Origin of the sequence: Hydrocarboniphaga sp. (genome assembly GCF_028291725.1) — a bacterium.
In the GTDB taxonomy this organism is placed as follows: Bacteria; Pseudomonadota; Gammaproteobacteria; order Nevskiales; family Nevskiaceae; genus Hydrocarboniphaga.
In genome coordinates this window covers 1-19081 of sequence record NZ_JAQGNT010000040.1, presented here as the reverse complement: position 1 = coordinate 19081, position 19081 = coordinate 1, and the positions used below count along the sequence as shown (strand labels likewise).

The window sequence follows — 19081 nt, the reverse complement described above, 5'->3', positions numbered from 1 at the left end:
GCGCCAGTCTACGACACCGCAGCCTGCCACTGCGGCGCCGGGCAAGCCCCTCACTGCACCGTGAAGTTGCCGTCGCTGAGGTCCTGCACGGTTTCGTCGGCCAGGTCGACCAGCTTGATCCTGTACTTGCTGCCGGGCGCCAGGTCGGTCGGGATGGTCCAGTTCTGCTTGCCGTCGTTCGGCGTGGTCTTGAACAGCGTGCCGATGAACACGCTCTTCATCCACAGCTCGGCACGCAGTTCGCCGCCGATATTGCTCTTCCATTTGACGGCAATCTTGTCGCCGCGATTGTAGATTTCGCCGCCGTTGGGCACTTTCACCTTTACCGAAGTCGGGCTGCCGACGTTGAAATAGCGGGCAAGCGTCACGCCCTGATAGCTGACCGTGAACTTCCAGGTGCCGGTCTGCGGCGCGGACGGCAGCGTGAAATACCAGTACCAGTAGCTCGCGTTGTAGGTGTCCGGCGAGGTCTGCGACCAGCTCGAATAGACCACGCCGTCAGGCTGCGTGATCTGGAAGTCGGAGACCTGCCCGGCGACCTGGTCGCGGTAGTAGTTGGTGAGGTAGACGCGTTCGCCCGGATTGAAACTGTCGCGCGTGTTCGGCGACTCGATGCCGGGGCAGGCCGGAAACAAGGGCGCGTCATAGCCCACGGTGACCAGATTGATCGCCGAATCGCGGTATGCGGGCTGCGATTTCCACCAGGGGGTGGTCAGCGCATTGCAGCTGCCGACATAGGGGTCGGTCAGCGTGCCGGCAGCGTCGTACAACTCCAGGTGCAGATGCGGGCCGGTGGAATTGCCGGAACTGCCGACCAGGCCGAGAAATTCGCCGGCGGCGACGCTGTCGCCAACCGCCTTGCTGGTCAGCGATCCCTGCTTCATGTGGCCGTACCAGACGATCGAGCCGTCGTTCTGCTGCAGATAGACCGCGTTCCAGTCGCCGCCGTCGGCAGCGCAGCTCTGATCGGGGTTGCCGTCGAGCTTGTCGATGATCCGGCCCGCTGCCGCCGCGACGATCTGCACGTCACCGCGGCTGGTTTTCAGCCAGCTGAACGGCCAGGTGAAGATATCGGTGCCGGCGTGGCCGTCGTAGCTGCGCGCCGCACAGCTGTAGTCGATAACGGAAGTGGCGGCATCGTGATCGACGAAGTTCGATACGCCGTGGTAACCCGGATCGGAAAGCTGGGGCGAGGCCAGCAACGGCCAGCCGAGTTTGGGCTGAGACTTCTTTTGCGCCTGCGGCGGCAGTGGCGGCAGTCGTGCAAGCCGCTCGCGCAGGCGGCTCCAGATTGCCTCACGCTGTTCGGCACCGATGCGGTCCTCCGCGGAGTCCGGCATCCGGCCACGGCCGCCACCGTCCGGCGCCCGGCCTCGCAGTTGCTGCACCGGCACCGCGTCGCCGGCGACTTCGGCCGCCGCCTCGGTGGCCAGCAGAGCCAGCAACAAAGTCCCCAGCGCCCGTCTCAATCCTTGCTTTTGCATCCGATCACCCCGGTTCGATTCCCGGGGCGATTGTTGGCAGACCAGGCGGCGCCAGTCTTCACGATTGGCTCATGCTGGCCTAATGGATTTCTAACGGACGCGGGATTCCATCGGAACCTGCTCAGCGCTTCTCCAGCCGGATGTCGCCGGAGAAGCTCGACAGATCGACCCGCGCCCGGCCGTCGCCGATCTTGAATTCCTGGCGCTCGCGGCGGTCCTCGCCCGAGGACGCGCCGCCGAAGGCGCTGCGGATTTCGCCGCTGAAGGTGTGCAGCGTAACCATCGCCGAGCTCGCCTGCGGCAGCCGCACGCGCATCTCGCCGGACAAGGTTTCGCCCACCATCCTGCCGTCGCCGGTCAGCGCCGCCTCGACATTGAAGTCGCCGGAGATCGATTTCAGGCTCAGGTCGCTGAACGCGCCGGCGCCGACCAACTCGGCGTCGCCGGAGACGGTTTCGAGCTTGAGCTTACCGCTCGGCCCGCTGGCGCGGACATCGCCGCTGATCGTGTTGATATTGCAGATCCGCGTCGGCGCCTGCAGCACCACGTCGCCGCTGACGGTGCGCGCCTCGACTTCGTCCGAGCCCAGGCTCAGCGTCAGCTCACCCGACACGGTGGCCGCGGCCAGCTTGCCCTTGATGCCTTGAACGATCACGTCGGCGCTGACCGCGTCGACACTGATCACCGCATTGATCGGCAGCATGATCCGCAGATCGGTGCCGCTGACATTGCGCGAATTCTTCGGCGTGCGCACCACGATCTCCAGATTGCTGTCGCTGCCGCTGATATCAAGTTTCTCGGCGCCCTGGCCGAGTTCGCCGGTGACGTAGGCCTCGTTCCTGTCCCAGGCCGACACCGCGATCGAGCCGGCGACGTTGGAGATGTGCACGCGGGCATCGGATTTGAGCGCGTGGCGTTCGTCGATCGCCTGGCCGGACTCGTCGTCGTCGTAGTGGTGGTGCCTGCTGTTTGGCATGTAAGGAGGTGCCGGCGGCGCCATCGGAGCGGGCGGCATCGGCGGCACCGTCGCGGGTGCCGGACTGCCGGCGTGGGCGCTCGCGACCGCCAGTGCGTACAAGGCGACGGCAACGGCGAGCTGCCGGGTGATCAAGGGTCTGACCTGAGTATTCATGTGAAGCTCCTGCCCTCTCGGGCTCAAATAAGCTGGCGGTCGAGCAGACCGCGCAAATGTTGTTTCTGGGTCTGCGTGCTGAGCAGCAGGTTTTGCAGATAGCGGTCGTTCGGGTCGGTTGCGAGCGCCTGGCGCAGCTGGTCCTCGGCGCTCTTGACGATCTTCAGGTTGGCCTTCAGCAGCGCGCGGTTCGCGCCCTGCATCTGGGCACCCGAGGGCGCCGTCATCGCGACCGTCTGCAGGCCGGCATCCGGCTGGGCCGGCACCGCCGCGACCGTGGTCGGAGCAGCGGCCGGCACCGCGGTCTGGAGCTGGCGCAGGCCGATCAGCCCGGCGATCACCGCCGTCATAGCGGCAGCTGCGGCCAGAGGCACCCAGCGGCGGCGCGGTGGCGGCAAGCGCTCTACCCGCGCCGGCTGGGCACGAGACTGAATGCGCGCCTGGATCGCCGGCCACAGATCCTGCTCCGGCTCGCGAACCATGCGCAGGCTTTCCAGCCCGCGAATCGGCGGCAGTTCCTCGCCCCGTTGTTCGCCCAGGTGCTCGTTGTCGTCATGAATGTCGTTGTTCATTGCAAAAAACCTCTCATCAGCTTGCGGGCGCGGTGCAACTGCGCCTTGGAGGTGCCGACCGCGATGCCGGTCAACTCCGCGATTTCATCGTGTTGGTAGCCCTCGACGTCATGCAGCAGCAGCACGCTGCGTGCGCCTGGCGGCAGCCGGGCCAGCGCTTTTTCCAGATCCATCCGGTCCGCCGTCTGCTGCTGCGGATGTTCGTCAACGGATACGCCGTCGCCTTCATCACCCGCCTCTTCCGCCACGTCCTCGAACGTGACCCAGCGTTTCATCAGCCGGTACTCGCCGAGCACCAGGTTCACCGTCAGCCGGTGCAGCCAGGTCGAGAACTGGCTGTCGCCGCGAAAGCCGCCGAGCTTCTCCCAGGCGCGCACGAATGCGTCCTGGGTTGCCTGATCAGCGCGCTTCTCGTCGCCGTTGACCAGCCGCCAGCACAGGCCGCGGACCCGGCCCACATGCCGCCGATACAGCTGCTCGAACGCGAGTGCATCGCCCGCCGCCGCGGCACGCGCCAGAAGCAGATCGTCGGCGTCGCAAGGGCTGGCGGCCGCCGCCGAGGCAAGATCCTGCTCTGGCACCAAGGGCACGGTCTCCAGTCGGTGGCTAGGCAAGTTTAGGGCGATAGCGGACATCATCGAGCCTCTGATGCGCAAGCGGGCCCTAAGGTTTAAGCGCCCTTTAGAATGGCGGCCCCAGCGTCTTGTACCGCCATCCATGTCGACCGCCGTCACCATCACCTATCTGCAGATGCGCGCGCGTGACGAGCTGCGGCGCGCGCCGGCGCCCGGGCTGGTCGATGTGCTGCTGCGCCGAGCCGAAGTGCCCTGCCCGGCGTTGAGCCGCTTCCTGTACACCGCGGTCGGCGGCGACTGGTACTGGCGCGACCGGCTCGGCTGGTCGCAGGCGCAGTGGCGCGAGTACCTGGCGCGGCCCGGGGTTGCGACCTGGCTGCTCAGCGTGCGCGGCACGCCGGCCGGCTACCTGGAACTCGAGCGCCAGGAGCACGATACCGAGATCGCCTACTTCGGCCTGCTGCCGGAATTCATCGGCCAGGGGCTCGGCGGCTGGCTGCTGGGCGAAGGCATCGCACGGGCCTGGGACATGGATGCACCTCGCCGGGTCTGGGTGCACACCTGCACGCTGGACGGCCCGGCCGCGCTGCCGAACTACCTGGCGCGCGGCATGGCGATCTATCGCGAGGAAACCCGCTTCATCGACGATCCCGGCGAAGCCGACGGACCCTGGCCCGGAGCCAATCGCCGCGCATGAACGGCTCGACCCTGTTGCTGACCGCGGCCGGCGCGCATCTGCTGGCGGTGATGTCGCCGGGCCCGGACTTCGCGATGGTCACACGCCAGACGCTGGCTTACGGCCGGCGCGCCGGGGTGTTCACCGCGCTCGGCATTGCCAGCGGGCTGAGCTTTCATCTCGGCTGGGCACTGTTCGGCCTGGGCTGGGTGGTCGAGCGCGTGCCGGTGCTGCTGGAAGTGCTGCGCTACGGCGGCGCGGCGTTTTTGCTGTACATGGGCGTGAACGCACTGCGCGCCAACGCGCAGCCGCTGCAGGCAAATGTCGGCGAAATTCCGGCGCAGCCAGCGCGCCGCAGCTACGCGATCGGCGTCGCAACCAATCTGCTGAACCCGAAAGCGATGCTGTTCTTCCTGGCACTGTGCTCGGCGTTGGTCACGACGGCGACGCCGGTGGGCCTGCGTGTTGCGCTCGGCGTCTGGATCCTGGCGACGACCGCGGCCTGGTTCAGCTTGACCGCGTGGTCGCTGGGGCATCCGGTAGTACGGCGCAAACTGGTGGGCAACGCGCACTGGATCGATCGCGGCATGGGGGTGCTGCTGATCGCGCTGGGGCTGCTGAGTCTGCTCGCGCGTTGATCTGGCGGTGATCGTTGGGGTTCGCTGCGCTCACCCCAACCTACCCCCAACCTACCCTCCGTCCTTACTCCTTGCCCTGCAGCTGCGCGACGATGGCCGGATTCTCCAGTGTCGAGATGTCCTGCGTGATCTCTTCTCCCTTGGCGATAGAACGCAGCAGCCTGCGCATGATCTTGCCGGAACGGGTCTTCGGCAGATTGTCGACGAGCCGGATGTCGTCGGGCTTGGCGATGGCGCCGATCTGCTTGGCGACGTGCTCGCGCAACTCCTTCACCAGCGCTGCCGCCTCCTCGCCTTCGGGGCGCCTACCCTTGCAGGTCACGAACGCGAAAACCGCCTCGCCCTTGACCTCGTGCGGACGGCCGACGACCGCGGCCTCGGCGACCCGCGGATGGCTGACCAGCGCCGATTCGACTTCCATCGTGCCGAGCCGATGGCCGGACACGTTCAGTACGTCGTCGGTGCGGCCCAGAATCCAGTAGTAGCCGTCGTTGTCGCGATGCGTGCTGTCGCCAGCGACGTAGACCTTGTTGCCGAACTGTTCCCAGTAGGTCTTGATGTAGCGCTCGTTGTCGTTCCAGATCGTGCGCAGCATCGACGGCCAGGGCTTGGTGATCACCAGATAACCGCCGACGTTGTTGCCCTCGACCGGCGTGCCGGACTCGTCGACCACGTCGACGAAGATACCGGGCAGCGGCTGCGTGCAGGAGCCGGGTTTGGTCGGCGTCGCGCCGGGGATCGGGCTCATCATGATCGCGCCGGTTTCGGTCTGCCACCAGGTATCGACGATTGGCAATTTCTCTTTGCCGATGACGCGGTGATACCACATCCAGGCTTCCGGATTGATCGGCTCGCCGACGCTGCCGAGCAGGCGCAGCGACGACAGATCGTAAGCTTCGGGCCATTCGTCGCCGAGGCGCATCAGCGCACGGATCGCGGTCGGCGCGGTGTAGAAGATCGTGACCTGGTGGTCCTGGATGATCTTCCAGAAACGCCCCGCATCCGGCACCGTCGGCGCGCCTTCGTAGATCAGGATCGTCGCGGCATTCGCGAGTGGGCCATAAGTTACATAGCTATGCCCGGTGATCCAGCCGATGTCGGCGGTGCACCAGAACACATCGCTGGCCTGCAGGTCGAACACCCACTGGCAACTGACCGCGGCATTCACCAGGTAGCCGCCGGTGGAATGCTGGATGCCCTTGGGCTTGCCGGTCGAGCCCGAGGTGTACAGCAGGAACAGCGGATGCTCGGCCTCGACCCACTCGGGCTCGCAGCGCTCGGACTGCTGTGCGAGCAGCGTGGTCCAGTCGAGATCGAGCTGCTCGTTCCAGGCGATGGCCTGGCCGGTGCGCTTGAATACGATCACGTGTTCGATGGTCTTGCAGCCGCCGGACAGCGCTTCGTCCGCGGCCTTCTTCAGCTCGACGATATGGCCGCCGCGCTTGCCGCCGTCGGCGGTGATCAGCACAGTCGCGCCAGCGTCTTCGATGCGATCACGCAGCGACGAGGCCGAGAAGCCGCCGAATACCACCGAATGGATCGCACCGATGCGCGCACAGGCCTGCATCGCGATCACCGCTTCCGGTGTATGCGGCATGTAGATCACCACGCGGTCGCCCTTGGCGATGCCCAGCGACTTCAGGCCATTGGCGAGCTTGCAGACTTCCGCGTGCAACTGCGTGTAAGTCCAGATGCGAACGTCGCCGGTCTCGCCTTCGAAGCGGATCGCCGGCTTGTCGCCGCTGGCGCCGAGATGGCGATCCAGGCAGTTGACCGAGGCATTGGTACGGCCGTCGGTGAACCAGCGGTAGTTCGGCGCGTCGCGCTCGTCCAGCGCGATCGTGAATGGCGTCTGCCAGCTGATGTGCTGCTTCGCCAGGCCAGCCCAGAAGCCGACCGTATCCTCAGCCGCCGCTGCGCGCAGCGACTCGAGCGTGGCAGCGTTGACGCGCGCCTTTGCGGAAAATTCCGCGGACGGCGGGAACAGCCGGTTTTCTTCCATTACCGAAGACAGCTTGGCTTCGGGGGTCTTGGTGTTGCTCATCAACGGCTCCTGGTCGCGATCCGAATCATTTTCTTGTTGGTCTTTACAGCGGCCCCATGTTCGGCCGCATCGGCGTCTGGTTCAAGTCGGGGCCTCGGGGCGCTTGCTTTGATGCTCGATCAATCATCCGGACGATGCAGCGAGCTGCCCTTGGTCTCGCGCAGGAACAGCGTGCCGATGATCAGCGTCATCACCGCGATCGTGATCGGATACCACAGGCCGTAGTAGATGTTGCCGTTGGCCGCCACCATAGCGAACGCGATCGTCGGCACGAAGCCGCCGAACCAGCCGTTGCCGATGTGATACGGCAGCGACATCGAGGTGTAGCGGATGCGCGTCGGGAACAGCTCCACCAGCCAGGCCGCGATCGGCCCGTAGACCATCGTCACGTAGATCACCAGCAAGGCAAGCAGCGCCAGCAGCATCGGCTTGTTGATCGTCGCGGGATCGGCCTTCTTCGGATAACCCGCAGCATTCAGCGCATCGCCCACTTTTGCGGCAAACGCGGCCTGCTCGGTTTTGAACGCGGCCTTGTCCAGCGGCTTGCCGTCGAAGGACGCGAACACCTGATCACCGACCTTGATCTCGGCGATCGAACCCGCCGGCGCGGCGACATTGGTGTAGCTCACCGCCGATTTGGCCAGCAAGCTCTTGGCGACGTCGCAGCTGCTGTTGAACACCTTCTTGCCGACCGGATCGAACTGGAAGCTGCAGTCATCAGGATCGGCTGAAATGCTGACCGGCGCAGTCTGCGCGGCGACTTCGAGCGCCGGATTGCCGTAGTGCGTGATCGCCTTGAAGACCGGAAAGTAGGTCAGCGCGGCGAGCAGGCAGCCGGCCATGATCACCGGCTTGCGGCCGATCTTGTCCGACAGCCAGCCGAAGACCACGAAGAACGGCGTCGCGATCGCCAGCGCGCCGGCGATCAGCAGGTTGGCGGTGACCGCGTCGATCTTCAAAGTCGTCGTCAAAAAGAACAGCGAGTAGAACTGGCCGGTGTACCAGACCACGCCCTGGCCGGCGGTCGCGCCGAGCAGCGCCAGCAGCACGATGCGGCCGTTCTTCCAGTTGCCGAAGGAATCACGCAGCGGCGACTTGCTGCCTTTCCCTTCGGCCTTCATCTTCTTGAACATCGGCGATTCGCTGAGCTGCAGGCGGATGTACACCGAGACCGCCAGCAGCAGCGAGGACACCAGGAACGGAATGCGCCAGCCCCAGGCTTCGAAAGCCTCGTTGCCCAGCCCCAGGCGGCAGCCGAGGATCACCAGCAGCGACAGAAACAATCCGCCGGTCGCGGTGATCTGTATCCAGCTGGTCGAGAAGCCGCGATTGTCGTCGCGCGAATGCTCGGCAACGTAGGTTGCCGCGCCGCCGTATTCACCGCCGAGCGCCAGGCCCTGCAGCAGCCGCAGGCCGATCAAAATCACCGGCGCGGCGACGCCGATCGATGCGTAGCTCGGCAGGATGCCGACCAGAAACGTCGAGAAACCCATGATCAGGATCGTGATCAGAAAGGTGTGCTTGCGGCCGACCAGATCGCCGAGCCGGCCGAACACCAGCGCGCCGAACGGGCGCACCGCAAAACCCGCCGCGAACGCCAGCAGCGCGAAGATGAAGGCGCTGGTGTCGTTGAGCCCGGAGAAGAACTGCTTGGCGATGATCGCCGCCAGCGAGCCGTACAGATAAAAGTCGTACCACTCGAACACCGTGCCCAGCGACGACGCGAAGATCACCTTGCGCCGTTCGGCGCCGCTGATGGCGGATGTAGCGGACGGATGGGTGTTGCCTGCGTCGATGGCTGCGGCGCTCTGCATGCTGCTCTCTCCTCGTAAGCTGGATGCGGCTTTTTTATGTAGGCGCACTCTAGGCCAGGCGATTGCAGCGGGGAACGCGACTTTAGTCTGATGGTGGACGCCACAAAGCCCCGGCTCGCTACTGTAGGAGCGGACCTTGTCCGCGATTGAAACCTTGAACCGCACAATCGCGGACAAGGTCCGCTCCTACAGTGCGGGCATCGAGCTTCGTGCAAGCTCGTCGGCCTTTCTCTAAGCTCGCGCCGACGATACCGAGGGCCGACGATGTTTCAGAGCTGGGCGCTGTTCCTGATCTCGGCGGCCTACGTCGCCACGCTGTTCGGCCTGGCGTTCTGGGGCGACCGGCGTGCGCGCCGGCTTGGCAGCCCGGTGCGCAAGCGCCAGAACAATCGGTGGATCTACAGCCTGGCGCTCGGCGTCTACTGCACCTCGTGGACGTTCTACGGCGCGGTCGGCCGCGCCGCGATCAGCGGCTGGGATTTTCTGCCGATCTATCTCGGCCCCGCGCTGGTGTTCGTATTCGGCCATCGCCTGATCGGGCGGCTGATCCAGATCAGCAAGCGCCACAACATCACCTCGATCGCCGACTTCATCGGTGCGCGCTACGGCCGTCACCAGAAGCTGGCGATGATGGTCACGCTGATCGCGGTGTTCGGTGTGCTGCCATACATCGCGCTGCAGATCAAAGCCGTCGCCTTCAGCTTCGAAGTGCTGGTCGGGCCGGCGCGCTTTGAGCGCGCCGACGACAATGCGCTGGTGATCTCGGCGCTGCTCGCGACGTTCGCGATCCTGTTCGGCACACGCCATGTGGTCTCCACCGAGAACCATCACGGCATGATGCTGGCAATCGCGTTCGAGTCGGTCTGCAAGCTGCTGGCCTTCGTCGCGGTCGGCGTCTTCGTCTGCTTCGGCCTGTTCGACGGCATCGGCGATGCTTACGCGCATGCGCTGGCGCTGCCGCAGGTCGCGCAACCGATCACGCAGCCGGAATGGCAGCTCGGCTTTCTGACGCAAACCTTGCTGGCCGCCGCCGCGGCGCTGTGCCTGCCGCGACAGTTTCACGTCACCGTCGTCGAGAACTCGGCGCCGGCCGATCTGCGCACCGCGCGCTGGGTATTCCCGGGCTATCTGGCGCTGATCAGCTTCTTCGTGCTGCCGATCATGGCCGCCGGCGTGCTGCGCCTGCCGGCCGGCACACCGGCCGACAGCTTCGTGCTGTCGATCCCGCTGATGGAAGGCCATACCGGCCTCGCGCTGGTGGCCTACCTCGGCGGGTTTTCGGCGGCGACCAGCATGGTGATCGTCGCGACGATCGCGCTGTCGACGATGATCTGCAACGAGGTGGTGATGCCGCTGCTGCTGCGCTGGCCACGCCTGGGCCTGGCCGAGCGCAGCGATCTGTCGACCTTGCTGAAGACCATCCGGCGCCTGTGCATCGTCGGCCTGGTGATACTCGCGTATCTGTATTTCCGGCTGTTCACCGGCCCTGGCTCGCTGGCGTCGATCGGACTGCTGTCGTTCTCGGCGGTTCTGCACTTCCTGCCGGCATTGATCGGCGGGCTGTACTGGCGCCGCGCAACCTACTCCGGCGCGGTCGCCGGCCTGGCGATCGGCTTTCTGAGCTGGTGCTATGTGTTGCTGCTGCCGACGATGGTCGGCCCTTCCCACTTCGGCGCGCAGCTGATGCACGGCGGCCCGCTCGGCATCGCCTGGCTGCGGCCCGAGGCGATGTTCGGCATAGCCGGCCTGGATCTGATTACGCACGGCACCCTGGTGAGTCTGGGCCTGCATCTGATCGCGTACATCGCGGTGTCGATGTCGTCCTCGTCGGGCCTGCGCGAACGCCTGCTGGTATCGCGTTTCCTCGAAGACAGCAGCGAGCCTCCGCGGCTGCCGGCGGTGCCGGTGCGCACCACCGCGACCAGCGGCGATCTGCAGATGCTGCTGGAGCGTTTCTTCGGCGCCGATCGCGCCGGCAGGCTGATGCAGGAATATGCCGCGCGCAGCGGCCGCAGCCTGAAACCCGATGATCGCGCCGAGCCGAGCCAGGCGCGTTACGTCGAGCATCTGCTGGCGTCGGCCGTCGGCAGCTCCTCGGCACGGCTGGTGCTGGCGTCGATGCTGCGCGGACGCGACATGCAGCTCGAGGACGTGGTCCGGCTGCTGGACGAAACCTCGCATGTGATCCAGTTCAATCGCGAACTGCTGCTGGCGACGCTGGAGCATTTGTCGCAGGGCGTATCGGTGGTGGACAAGGATCTGAAACTGGTCGCCTGGAACCAGCGCTATATCGACATCTTCGATTATCCACCGGGGCTGGTCGCGGTCGGCCGGCCGATCGAGGAACTGGTGCGTCACAACGCCGAGCGCGGCCTGCTCGGCGCCGCCGGCGATGCCGAAGCCGCGGTCACGCGGCGGCTGCAGCACATGCGCGACGGCCACGCATATACGCATCAGCGCGCATTGCCCGACGGCAGCACGATCGAGATCCGCGGCAAGCCGATGCCGGGCGGCGGCTTCGTCACCAGCTACTCCGACGTCAGCGGCTACAAGCGCGGCGCCGACGCGCTGCGCGAGGCCAACGAGACGCTGGAGACGCGCGTCGCCGAACGCACCCGCGAGCTGACCGCGCTGAACGCCGAGCTGGACTCGGCCAAGCGCGCCGCGGAACAGGCCGATCAGGCGAAGACGCGCTTCCTCGCCTCGGCCTCGCACGATCTGGTGCAACCGCTGAACGCGGCGCGTTTGTTCACCGCGGCGATCGCGCGCGATGCGCTGCCTGATTCCGCCGCAGCGCTGCTCAGCCAGGCCGAGAGTTCGCTGTCGGCAGCCGAAGGCCTGCTGTCGGGGCTGCTCGACATTTCGCGGCTAGACGGCCGCGCGCAAGTGGTGCGCCGCGAGCAATTTGCGATTGCCGATCTGCTGGAACCGCTGGCCGCCGAGACCGCGGCGCTGGCCGCTCGCGGCGGCCTGGAATTCAGATGGGTGCGCTCGAGCGCGATCGTCGAGAGCGATCCGCAACTGCTGCGCCGCGTGATCCAGAACCTGTTGTCCAACGCCGTGCGCTACACCGTCAGCGGCAGAGTGCTGCTGGGTTGCCGGCGTCAGCGCGGCGCGCTGCGTATCGAAGTCTGGGATACCGGCCCTGGCATCGCCGAGCATCAGCAGCAGGAGGTATTCCAGGAATTCCGCCGGCTCGGCGCTCAGGACGCACGCGGCGAGCGCGGCATGGGCCTGGGGCTGGCGATCGTCGAGCGCGTTACGCGCATCCTCAAGCACCCGCTGCATTTGCAGTCGCGTGTCGGCCACGGCAGCAAGTTCTCGGTGACGGTGCCACTGGGGCAAGGTTCGCTGCTACGCAGCAGCGAAGTGCGTGCGCCATCACGCGGATCACCGAACGGCGCATGCGTGCTGTGCCTGGAAAACGAGCCCGCCGTACTGCAGGCGATGCAGGCTCTGCTACAGAGCTGGGGCTGCGACGTGATCGCCGCCGCTGATGAAGCGAGCGCGTATCGCGGGATGCTGGATGCCGCACCCGATATGCTGCTGGTGGACTATCACCTCGACGGTGAACTCAACGGCGTACAGATCGCACGCGGTCTGCGCGAGCGCTGCGGCCGCGCGATTCCGGGCATCGTGCTGACCGCGGACCATACACCGCAGGCGCGGCTGGATGCGCAGAATCATGGGCTTTCGTTGTTGCCCAAGCCAGTGAAACCGGCGGCGCTGCGGGCGCTGATGAGTCGCTTGCTGAGTCAGAGCGCTGCTTTGTAGGAGCTTGCAACGCGGGTCCGCGCCGTAATCGCGAAACAAACACCGGGACGAGCCCGGTTCGGAAATTTACATTTCCTGTTTGATGGAAGCGGGTCGTACCCGCGACTGAGGCTGCAAGGGCACAGTCGCGGGTATGACCCGCTCCTACAGTTCGTCCGGCAAAATTGACGGCGTGACGCGGCCGGCCTTTATTCCGGATCGACCTCTTCCACCGCTGAGACTTCCGGCGGCGCGAGCCGGCCGCTTTCCGCCGACAGCAGGCGCTGCGCCAGCACCGCGGCCTGGGTGCGCCGCGACAGCCCGAGCTTGCGCAGGATCGCGGTGACGTGCGCCTTGATCGTCGCCTCGGAGATATCCAGGTCACCGCCGATCTGCTTGTTCAGGCGGCCATCGGCAAGCAAGGTCAGCACGCGGAACTGCTGCGGCGTCAGGCTGGCGACGCGCGCCGCCAGTTCGGCATCGGCGTCGGCGGCGGATTCGCCGATCAGCATTTCCGGCGGCACCCAGGTACTGCCTTCGAGCACAGCGCGCAGGCCTTCGGCAATCTTCTCGCTGCTCGATGATTTGGGGATGAAGCCGCTGGCGCCGAAATCCAGCGCGCGGCGGATCACGCCCGGATCTTCTTCGGCGGACACGATCGCGATCGGCAGCGCCGGGTATTGCGCGCGCAGTTCGATCAGCGTCGAAAAACCCTGGGAACCCGGCATGCGCAGATCCAGCAGCAGCAGATCGGCTTCGCTGTTGGCCTGCACCGCGACCTGCAGTTCGGCGACGCTTGCGGACTCGACCACACGCACGCCGGGCATCAGCTTGACCAGCGTCTCGCGCAGTGCAGCGCGGAACAGCGGGTGATCGTCGGCGAGCAGGACTAGTGATGCATTCACGCCGCGAGCCTAGTGCAAGCGCAACGCCGCCGCTACCTGCTTCGACTTTAGTCGCATATCGACCTTTGGCGAATGGCCGCGCCGTTTCACGCTGCCCATGCTGCGTGTGCAACGGCCGCAGACCACAACGACAAGGCCGCAACATCAACGAGGAGAGAGAGCCATGAAGAATGCTTTGCATGCCCGTACCCGTCGTGCGCTGCTGTGCGGAACCACGGCCGCGATTGCGGCCTCCGCGAGCCCGGCCGCTTTCGCCGCCGAAGTCGGCGACGTGACACTGAGCTGGGGCGGCTACATCAAGCTCGACACGCTGTACAGCCACTTCAGCGACGGCCCGGTGGTACAGGGCACCGGTCGCGATGCCTATATCCCGAACCAGATCCCGGTCGTCGGCGGCGCCGCCGCCGACTCGCACACTTATCTGGATTTTCATGCCAAGGAAACGCGGCTGTTCCTGAAGGCCGACACCGCCGTGGAAGGTCACAAGCTCGGCGGCTACCTGGAAATGGACTTCATCGTCGCCCAGGGCACCGGCAACGAGTCGGTGACCAACGCCTACAACCCGGGGCTGCGCCGCGCCTACATCACGTTCGACAACTGGCTGCTCGGCCAGGACTGGAGCACGTTCCAGAACATGGGCGCGATTCCCGAAGTGCTGGATTTCATCGCGTTCCCGACCGACGGCACGGTGTTCTCGCGCCAGCCGATGATCCGCTACACCGCCGGCCCGTTCGTATTCGCGCTGGAGAATCCGGAGACCACGGTCGCGACCAACGGCGGCGGTCCTTCCTACGCCAACACCGACGACAGCAACCTGCTGCCGGATTTCGTCGCGCGCTACAACTTCAAGGCCGGCGCTTCCGATTTCACCATCGCGGGCCTGGTGCGCGAGCTGGTCGACAAGGGCCAGGTCGGCGGCGTGTCCGACAAGGCCGTCGGCTACGGCGCGAGCTTCTCCGGCAAGCTGCCGCTGGGCGCCAGCAAGAACGACCTGCGCTTCATGCTCAACGGCGGCGACGGCATCGGCCGCTATCTGGCGCTGAACACCGTCGGCGACGCGGTGATCGACGACCGCGGCGATCTCGACACGCTGCGCATCTTCAGCGGCTATCTGGCACTGCGCCATCCCTGGGACGACAAGACGCGCTCCAGCCTCGGCGTGTCGTATCTGTCGGCCGATACCGACAATGGCGATCTCGCTGCGGGCGCGACCGAGAAAGTCAAAAGTACCTTCGTCAACCTGCTGTATTCGCCGGTCACCAAGCTCACGGTCGGCGCCGAGTTGCGGTATGCGCAGCGCGAGACCGTGGTCAGTGACAAGGGCGACTTGATGCGGCTGCAGTTCTCGGCGAAATATTCGTTCTGATTTTCATCGCGAATCTGCCGCCGTCCGCGGAGACAGCGGTAGATCGGCGATGCTGTTGGCCCGCGGAGCGCTTATCCTTGCCGCTCGCCGCACTCTCCCGGGCCTCATGCATTACCGACACCACTATCACGCGGGCAATTTCGCCGACGTGCTCAAGCATGCGCTGCTGACCGGCCTGCTAGCCGCGCTGAACGCCAAGGACAAGCCCTGGTTCTTTCTCGATACGCATGCCGGCGCCGGCCGCTACGACCTGCGCCATGCGGCGGCCGAAACCACGGCTGAGTGGCGCCAGGGCATCGGCCGCCTGCTGCCGGCACCCCCGGCCGCATCGCTGAAACCGTATCTGGACCTGGCCGCGGATACCGCGGCCTATCCCGGCTCGCCGCTGATCGCCGCCAGACTGGCGCGGCCGGGCGACCGCATGCTGATGGTCGAAAAAGTCACTGAGGTCGCCGACCTGCTCGAGCACCACCTGCGCCAGGCCGCGCCGCGCGCCAACTGGACGGTGTTGCGCGGCGACGGCTACGAATCCGCGGCGGCCTCGCTGCCGCCGGCCGAGAAGCGCGGCCTGGTGCTGATCGACCCGCCGTTCGAGGCCTTGACCGAGTTCGACCAGATCGGCGAGTTCCTGCAGATCGCGCAGACGCGCTTCGTGCAGGGCCAGTACCTGGTCTGGTATCCGGTCAAGAAACGCTTCGAAACCGAGCGCTTCCTGCGCCGCATCGCCAAGGCCTCACCGAAGCCGGCGCTGGATTTCCGCTTCGACAACGGTGCGCCGGCCCAGGGGCAAATGCATGTCTGCGGCGTGCTGGTTCTGAATCCGCCCTGGAAGTTCGAAGACACCATGAAACCGGCGCTGGACGCGATCGCGCGCGGCCTGGCGCAGGGCCCCAAGTCCACCATCGAAACCCGCTGGATCAAGACGGAAGCCGAATGTCTGACAAGCAAATAAACGAGAAAGTGAAAGCACCGCGCCGCCCGGTCGAGGCGGATGTCGAAGTGCTGCACGAGGGCGAATTCCTGCGCCTGCTGCGCCGCGAGCACTGGGAATATGTGGTGCGCCCCAACTCCAGCGGCGCCGGCTTCGTCGTCGCGCTGACCGATGCCGGCGAACTGGTGCTGGTCGAGCAATATCGCTGGCCGATCCGCGCGCGCAGCATCGAGCTGCCGGCCGGCATCATCGGCGACAGCGCCGAGTTCGAGGGCGAGGACGCCTGCGCCAGCGGCCTGCGTGAGCTCGAGGAGGAAACCGGCTTCCGCGGCGCCAGCGCGACGCTGATCACGTCGGCGCCGACCGCCGCCGGCCTGACGGCCGAGACCAGCTACTTCGTCCGCGTGCGCGACCTGGTGCGGGTACACGCCGGTGGCGGCGTCGATGGCGAAGACATCAGCGTGCACTGCGTGAAGCTGGCCGAGGTCGACGACTGGCTCGACGCCCAGCGTGCGGCCGGCCTGAGCGTCGATACCCGCATCTATGCGGCGCTGCATTTTCTGTCGCGGGAAGCCGGACGCCAGACTTGAACCTGTTGTGGGTCGGACTTCAGCCCGACATCCAACAGTGTGTAGGTTGGGGTGAGCGCAGCGAACCCCACGCATCGGCGCGGGCACACGTTGGGGTTCGCTGCGCTCACCCCAACCTACACGGCTCGGCGCCGGCGTCATCGCGGACAAGGTCCGCTCCTACAGTCGCGGAACCAAGGGTCCGCAATATTCCTGTAGGAGCGGACCTTGTCCGCGATTGCCCGAATTCCCGATCCAAGCTGAGCGAGTGGCCCGGTGAAACCCGGGGTCGGCGATCCTTTGCGGCAGCGAACCCGGCTTGCACCGGGCTACTGCATTGCCCGATCGGCGTTTCTGCCCTAAGGTAGCCGCGTAGCCGGGGGTGCCCAAGCGAGCGATCGCAACAGGCTGAGATCAAACCCTTGGAACCTGGCCGGCAATTGCCGGCGTAGGGATGGCTCGACGAAGCGCGCCGCGTGGCGCGAGCGAGTGCATCTCATCCACAGACGGATGCCCGCCATGAACCTGCCGCTAGCCCCGCTCCCCGAAATGTTCCGCCGCGCCGACGAGCTGTCGGCCGATCTGCGCAAGCCCTTCCCGTCCAGCGCCAAAATCCACGTCGACGGCCCCAACGGCCTGCGCGTGCCGATGCGCGAGATCAGCCTGACGGCGACGCACACCGCCAATGGCGACGAGCCGAATCCGCCGGTCACGGTCTACGACACCTCCGGCCCGTACACTGATCCGAGTATCACGATCGACCTGCGCCAGGGCCTGCCCGGCGTGCGCGACGGCTGGATCAAGGCGCGCGGCGACACCGAGGAGCTGCGCGGCCCGAGTTCGCTGTTCGGCCGCATCCGCGCCGCCGACGACAAGACCCGCGAGCTGCGCTTCGAGCACATCCGCGCGCCGCGCCGCGCGCTGGGCGGCGCCAACGTCAGCCAGATGCATTACGCGCGCAAAGGCATCATCACACCGGAAATGGAGTACATCGCGATCCGCGAGAACGCGCGGCTGGAAGAGCTGCGCCCTGCTTACGAGGCCGCCGGCTATCTGCGCCGCCAGCATGCGGGCCGCGATTTCGGCGCGTTCCTGCAGAAGAGCATCACGCCGGAATTCGTGCGCTCCGAAGTCGCGCGTGGCCGCGCCATCATCCCCGCCAACATCAATCACCCGGAACTGGAGCCGATGGTCATCGGCCGCAACTTCCGTGTGAAGATCAACGCGAACATCGGCAACAGCGCAGTGAGTTCGAGCATCGCCGAAGAAGTCGAGAAGATGGTGTGGAGCACGCGTTGGGGTGGCGACACGGTGATGGACCTGTCCACCGGCAAGAATATCCACGAAACCCGCGAGTGGATCCTGCGCAACTCGCCGGTGCCAATCGGCACCGTGCCGATCTACCAGGCGCTGGAGAAGGTCAACGGCAAGGCCGAAGAACTGACCTGGGAGATCTACCGCGACACGCTGATCGAGCAGGCCGAGCAGGGCGTGGACTACTTCACCATCCACGCCGGCGTGCTGCTGCGCTACATCCCGTGGACCGCCAACCGCATGACCGGCATCGTCAGCCGCGGCGGCAGCATCCTCGCCAAGTGGTGCCTGGCGCATCACCAGGAAAATTTCCTCTACACGCACTTCGAGGACATCTGCGAAATCATGAAGGCCTACGACGTCAGCTTCAGCCTCGGCGACGGCCTGCGCCCCGGCTCGATCGCGGACGCCAACGACGAGGCGCAGTTCGGCGAGCTGCATACGCTCGGCGAGCTGACGCAAATCGCGTGGAAGCACGACGTGCAGACCATGATCGAAGGTCCCGGCCACGTGCCGATGCAGCTGATCAAGGAGAACATGGAGGAGCAGATCAAACACTGCTTTGAAGCGCCGTTCTACACGCTGGGACCGCTGACCACCGACATCGCGCCCGGCTACGACCACATCACCAGCGGCATCGGCGCGGCCAACATCGGCTGGTACGGCTGCGCAATGCTGTGCTACGTGACGCCGAAAGAGCATCTCGGCCTGCCGGACAAGGACGACGTCCGCGAAGGCATCATCACCTACAAGATCGCGGCCCACGCCGCCGATCTGGCCAAGGGTTTCCCCGGCACCCAGGTGCGCGACAACGCGCTATCCAAGGCGCGCTTCGAATTCCGCTGGCAGGACCAGTTCAACCTCGGCCTGGACCCGGAAAAAGCCCAGGAATTCCACGACGAAACCCTGCCGCAGGAAGGCGCCAAGCTCGCCCACTTCTGCAGCATGTGCGGCCCGCACTTCTGCTCGATGAAAATCACGCAGGACGTGCGCGACTACGCGGCCAAGATCGGCGCGGACGAGAAGGCGGCACTGGAGGCGGGCATGGCGGAGAAATCGGAAGAGTTCCGTCGCCAGGGCGGCGATCTTTATCGCGTCGAATAATGCAGCGTGTAGGTTGGGGTGAGCGCAGCGAACCCCAACATCGGCGCGGAACGAATGTTGGGGTTCGCAGGCTCACCCCAACGGACATGGCGACTCGCGCCACCCCTGATGATGAAAGAGACTCGTGGCGTGTTCGGAGAATAACGGTACATTGTTTTCGCCGATTACATGGGAAAACAAAGCACGTTAGCTGTAGGGCTATAT

At 65.8% G+C, this 19081-nt stretch carries 14 protein-coding genes and 1 riboswitch; of the genes, 7 read left to right on the top strand and 7 right to left on the bottom strand.

Annotated features, from left to right (window positions below; all coding sequences use genetic code 11):
• Positions 1–50: 50 nt before the first annotated feature.
• The 4 genes from JWQ90_RS10630 to JWQ90_RS10615 form a co-directional block, all read right to left on the bottom strand.
• Positions 51–1484: a peptidoglycan DD-metalloendopeptidase family protein gene (locus JWQ90_RS10630; protein ID WP_299693300.1), complete on the bottom strand. Its 1434-nt coding sequence runs from the start codon at positions 1482–1484 to the stop codon at positions 51–53.
• Between the two features lie 121 nt (positions 1485–1605).
• Positions 1606–2616: a DUF4097 family beta strand repeat-containing protein gene (locus tag JWQ90_RS10625; protein ID WP_299693297.1), complete on the bottom strand. Its 1011-nt coding sequence runs from the start codon at positions 2614–2616 to the stop codon at positions 1606–1608.
• Positions 2617–2639: 23 nt separating this feature from the next.
• Positions 2640–3188 carry a hypothetical protein gene (locus JWQ90_RS10620; protein ID WP_299693294.1) on the bottom strand — a complete coding sequence of 183 codons (549 nt, stop codon included), beginning with the start codon at positions 3186–3188 and terminating at the stop codon, positions 2640–2642.
• On the bottom strand, positions 3185–3925 hold the full coding sequence (locus JWQ90_RS10615) for an RNA polymerase sigma factor (protein ID WP_299693292.1): 741 nt from the start codon (positions 3923–3925) through the stop codon (positions 3185–3187). Before JWQ90_RS10615 ends, JWQ90_RS10620 begins: the two co-directional genes overlap by 4 nt.
• On the opposite strand from JWQ90_RS10615, the gene JWQ90_RS10610 reads away from it, so the two are divergent.
• A complete protein-coding gene (locus tag JWQ90_RS10610) occupies positions 3906–4460 on the top strand; it encodes a GNAT family N-acetyltransferase (protein ID WP_299693289.1) in 555 nt (184 codons plus the stop codon). The genes JWQ90_RS10615 and JWQ90_RS10610 overlap by 20 nt on opposite strands.
• A complete protein-coding gene (locus JWQ90_RS10605) occupies positions 4457–5077 on the top strand; it encodes a LysE family transporter (protein ID WP_299693286.1) in 621 nt (206 codons plus the stop codon). Before JWQ90_RS10610 ends, JWQ90_RS10605 begins: the two co-directional genes overlap by 4 nt.
• A 64-nt stretch (positions 5078–5141) precedes the next feature.
• Here JWQ90_RS10605 and acs read toward each other — a convergent pair whose 3' ends face one another.
• Both acs and JWQ90_RS10595 read right to left on the bottom strand, forming a co-directional pair.
• Positions 5142–7121, bottom strand: coding sequence for an acetate--CoA ligase (gene acs, locus JWQ90_RS10600; protein ID WP_299693283.1), 1980 nt, complete (start codon positions 7119–7121; stop codon positions 5142–5144).
• 119 nt (positions 7122–7240) lie between these two features.
• Entirely contained in the window at positions 7241–8935 is a 1695-nt protein-coding gene (locus tag JWQ90_RS10595; RefSeq protein ID WP_299693280.1) for an MFS transporter, read from the bottom strand.
• Between the two features lie 264 nt (positions 8936–9199).
• Here JWQ90_RS10595 and JWQ90_RS10590 point away from each other — a divergent pair, with 264 nt between their 5' ends.
• Positions 9200–12709: a PAS domain-containing hybrid sensor histidine kinase/response regulator gene (locus JWQ90_RS10590; RefSeq protein WP_299693277.1), complete on the top strand. Its 3510-nt coding sequence runs from the start codon at positions 9200–9202 to the stop codon at positions 12707–12709.
• A gap of 188 nt (positions 12710–12897) precedes the next feature.
• Here JWQ90_RS10590 and JWQ90_RS10585 read toward each other — a convergent pair whose 3' ends face one another.
• Positions 12898–13593 (bottom strand): response regulator transcription factor, encoded by a 696-nt coding sequence (locus JWQ90_RS10585; RefSeq protein WP_299693274.1) that lies wholly within the window; start codon positions 13591–13593, stop codon positions 12898–12900.
• A gap of 163 nt (positions 13594–13756) precedes the next feature.
• Between JWQ90_RS10585 and JWQ90_RS10580 the strand changes: the two genes are divergently transcribed.
• From JWQ90_RS10580 to thiC, 4 genes are all read left to right on the top strand, one after another.
• Positions 13757–14959 carry a DcaP family trimeric outer membrane transporter gene (locus JWQ90_RS10580; RefSeq protein ID WP_299693271.1) on the top strand — a complete coding sequence of 401 codons (1203 nt, stop codon included), beginning with the start codon at positions 13757–13759 and terminating at the stop codon, positions 14957–14959.
• Between the two features lie 106 nt (positions 14960–15065).
• Positions 15066–15911: a 23S rRNA (adenine(2030)-N(6))-methyltransferase RlmJ gene (gene rlmJ, locus JWQ90_RS10575; RefSeq protein ID WP_299693268.1), complete on the top strand. Its 846-nt coding sequence runs from the start codon at positions 15066–15068 to the stop codon at positions 15909–15911.
• A complete protein-coding gene (locus JWQ90_RS10570; protein ID WP_299693265.1) occupies positions 15893–16480 on the top strand; it encodes an NUDIX hydrolase in 588 nt (195 codons plus the stop codon). Before rlmJ ends, JWQ90_RS10570 begins: the two co-directional genes overlap by 19 nt.
• Positions 16481–16827: 347 nt before the next feature.
• Positions 16828–16932: riboswitch (TPP riboswitch) on the top strand.
• A 76-nt stretch (positions 16933–17008) separates the two neighbouring features.
• Positions 17009–18877 (top strand): phosphomethylpyrimidine synthase ThiC, encoded by a 1869-nt coding sequence (gene thiC / locus JWQ90_RS10565; RefSeq protein WP_366919493.1) that lies wholly within the window; start codon positions 17009–17011, stop codon positions 18875–18877.
• The last annotated feature ends 204 nt before the right edge of the window (positions 18878–19081 follow it).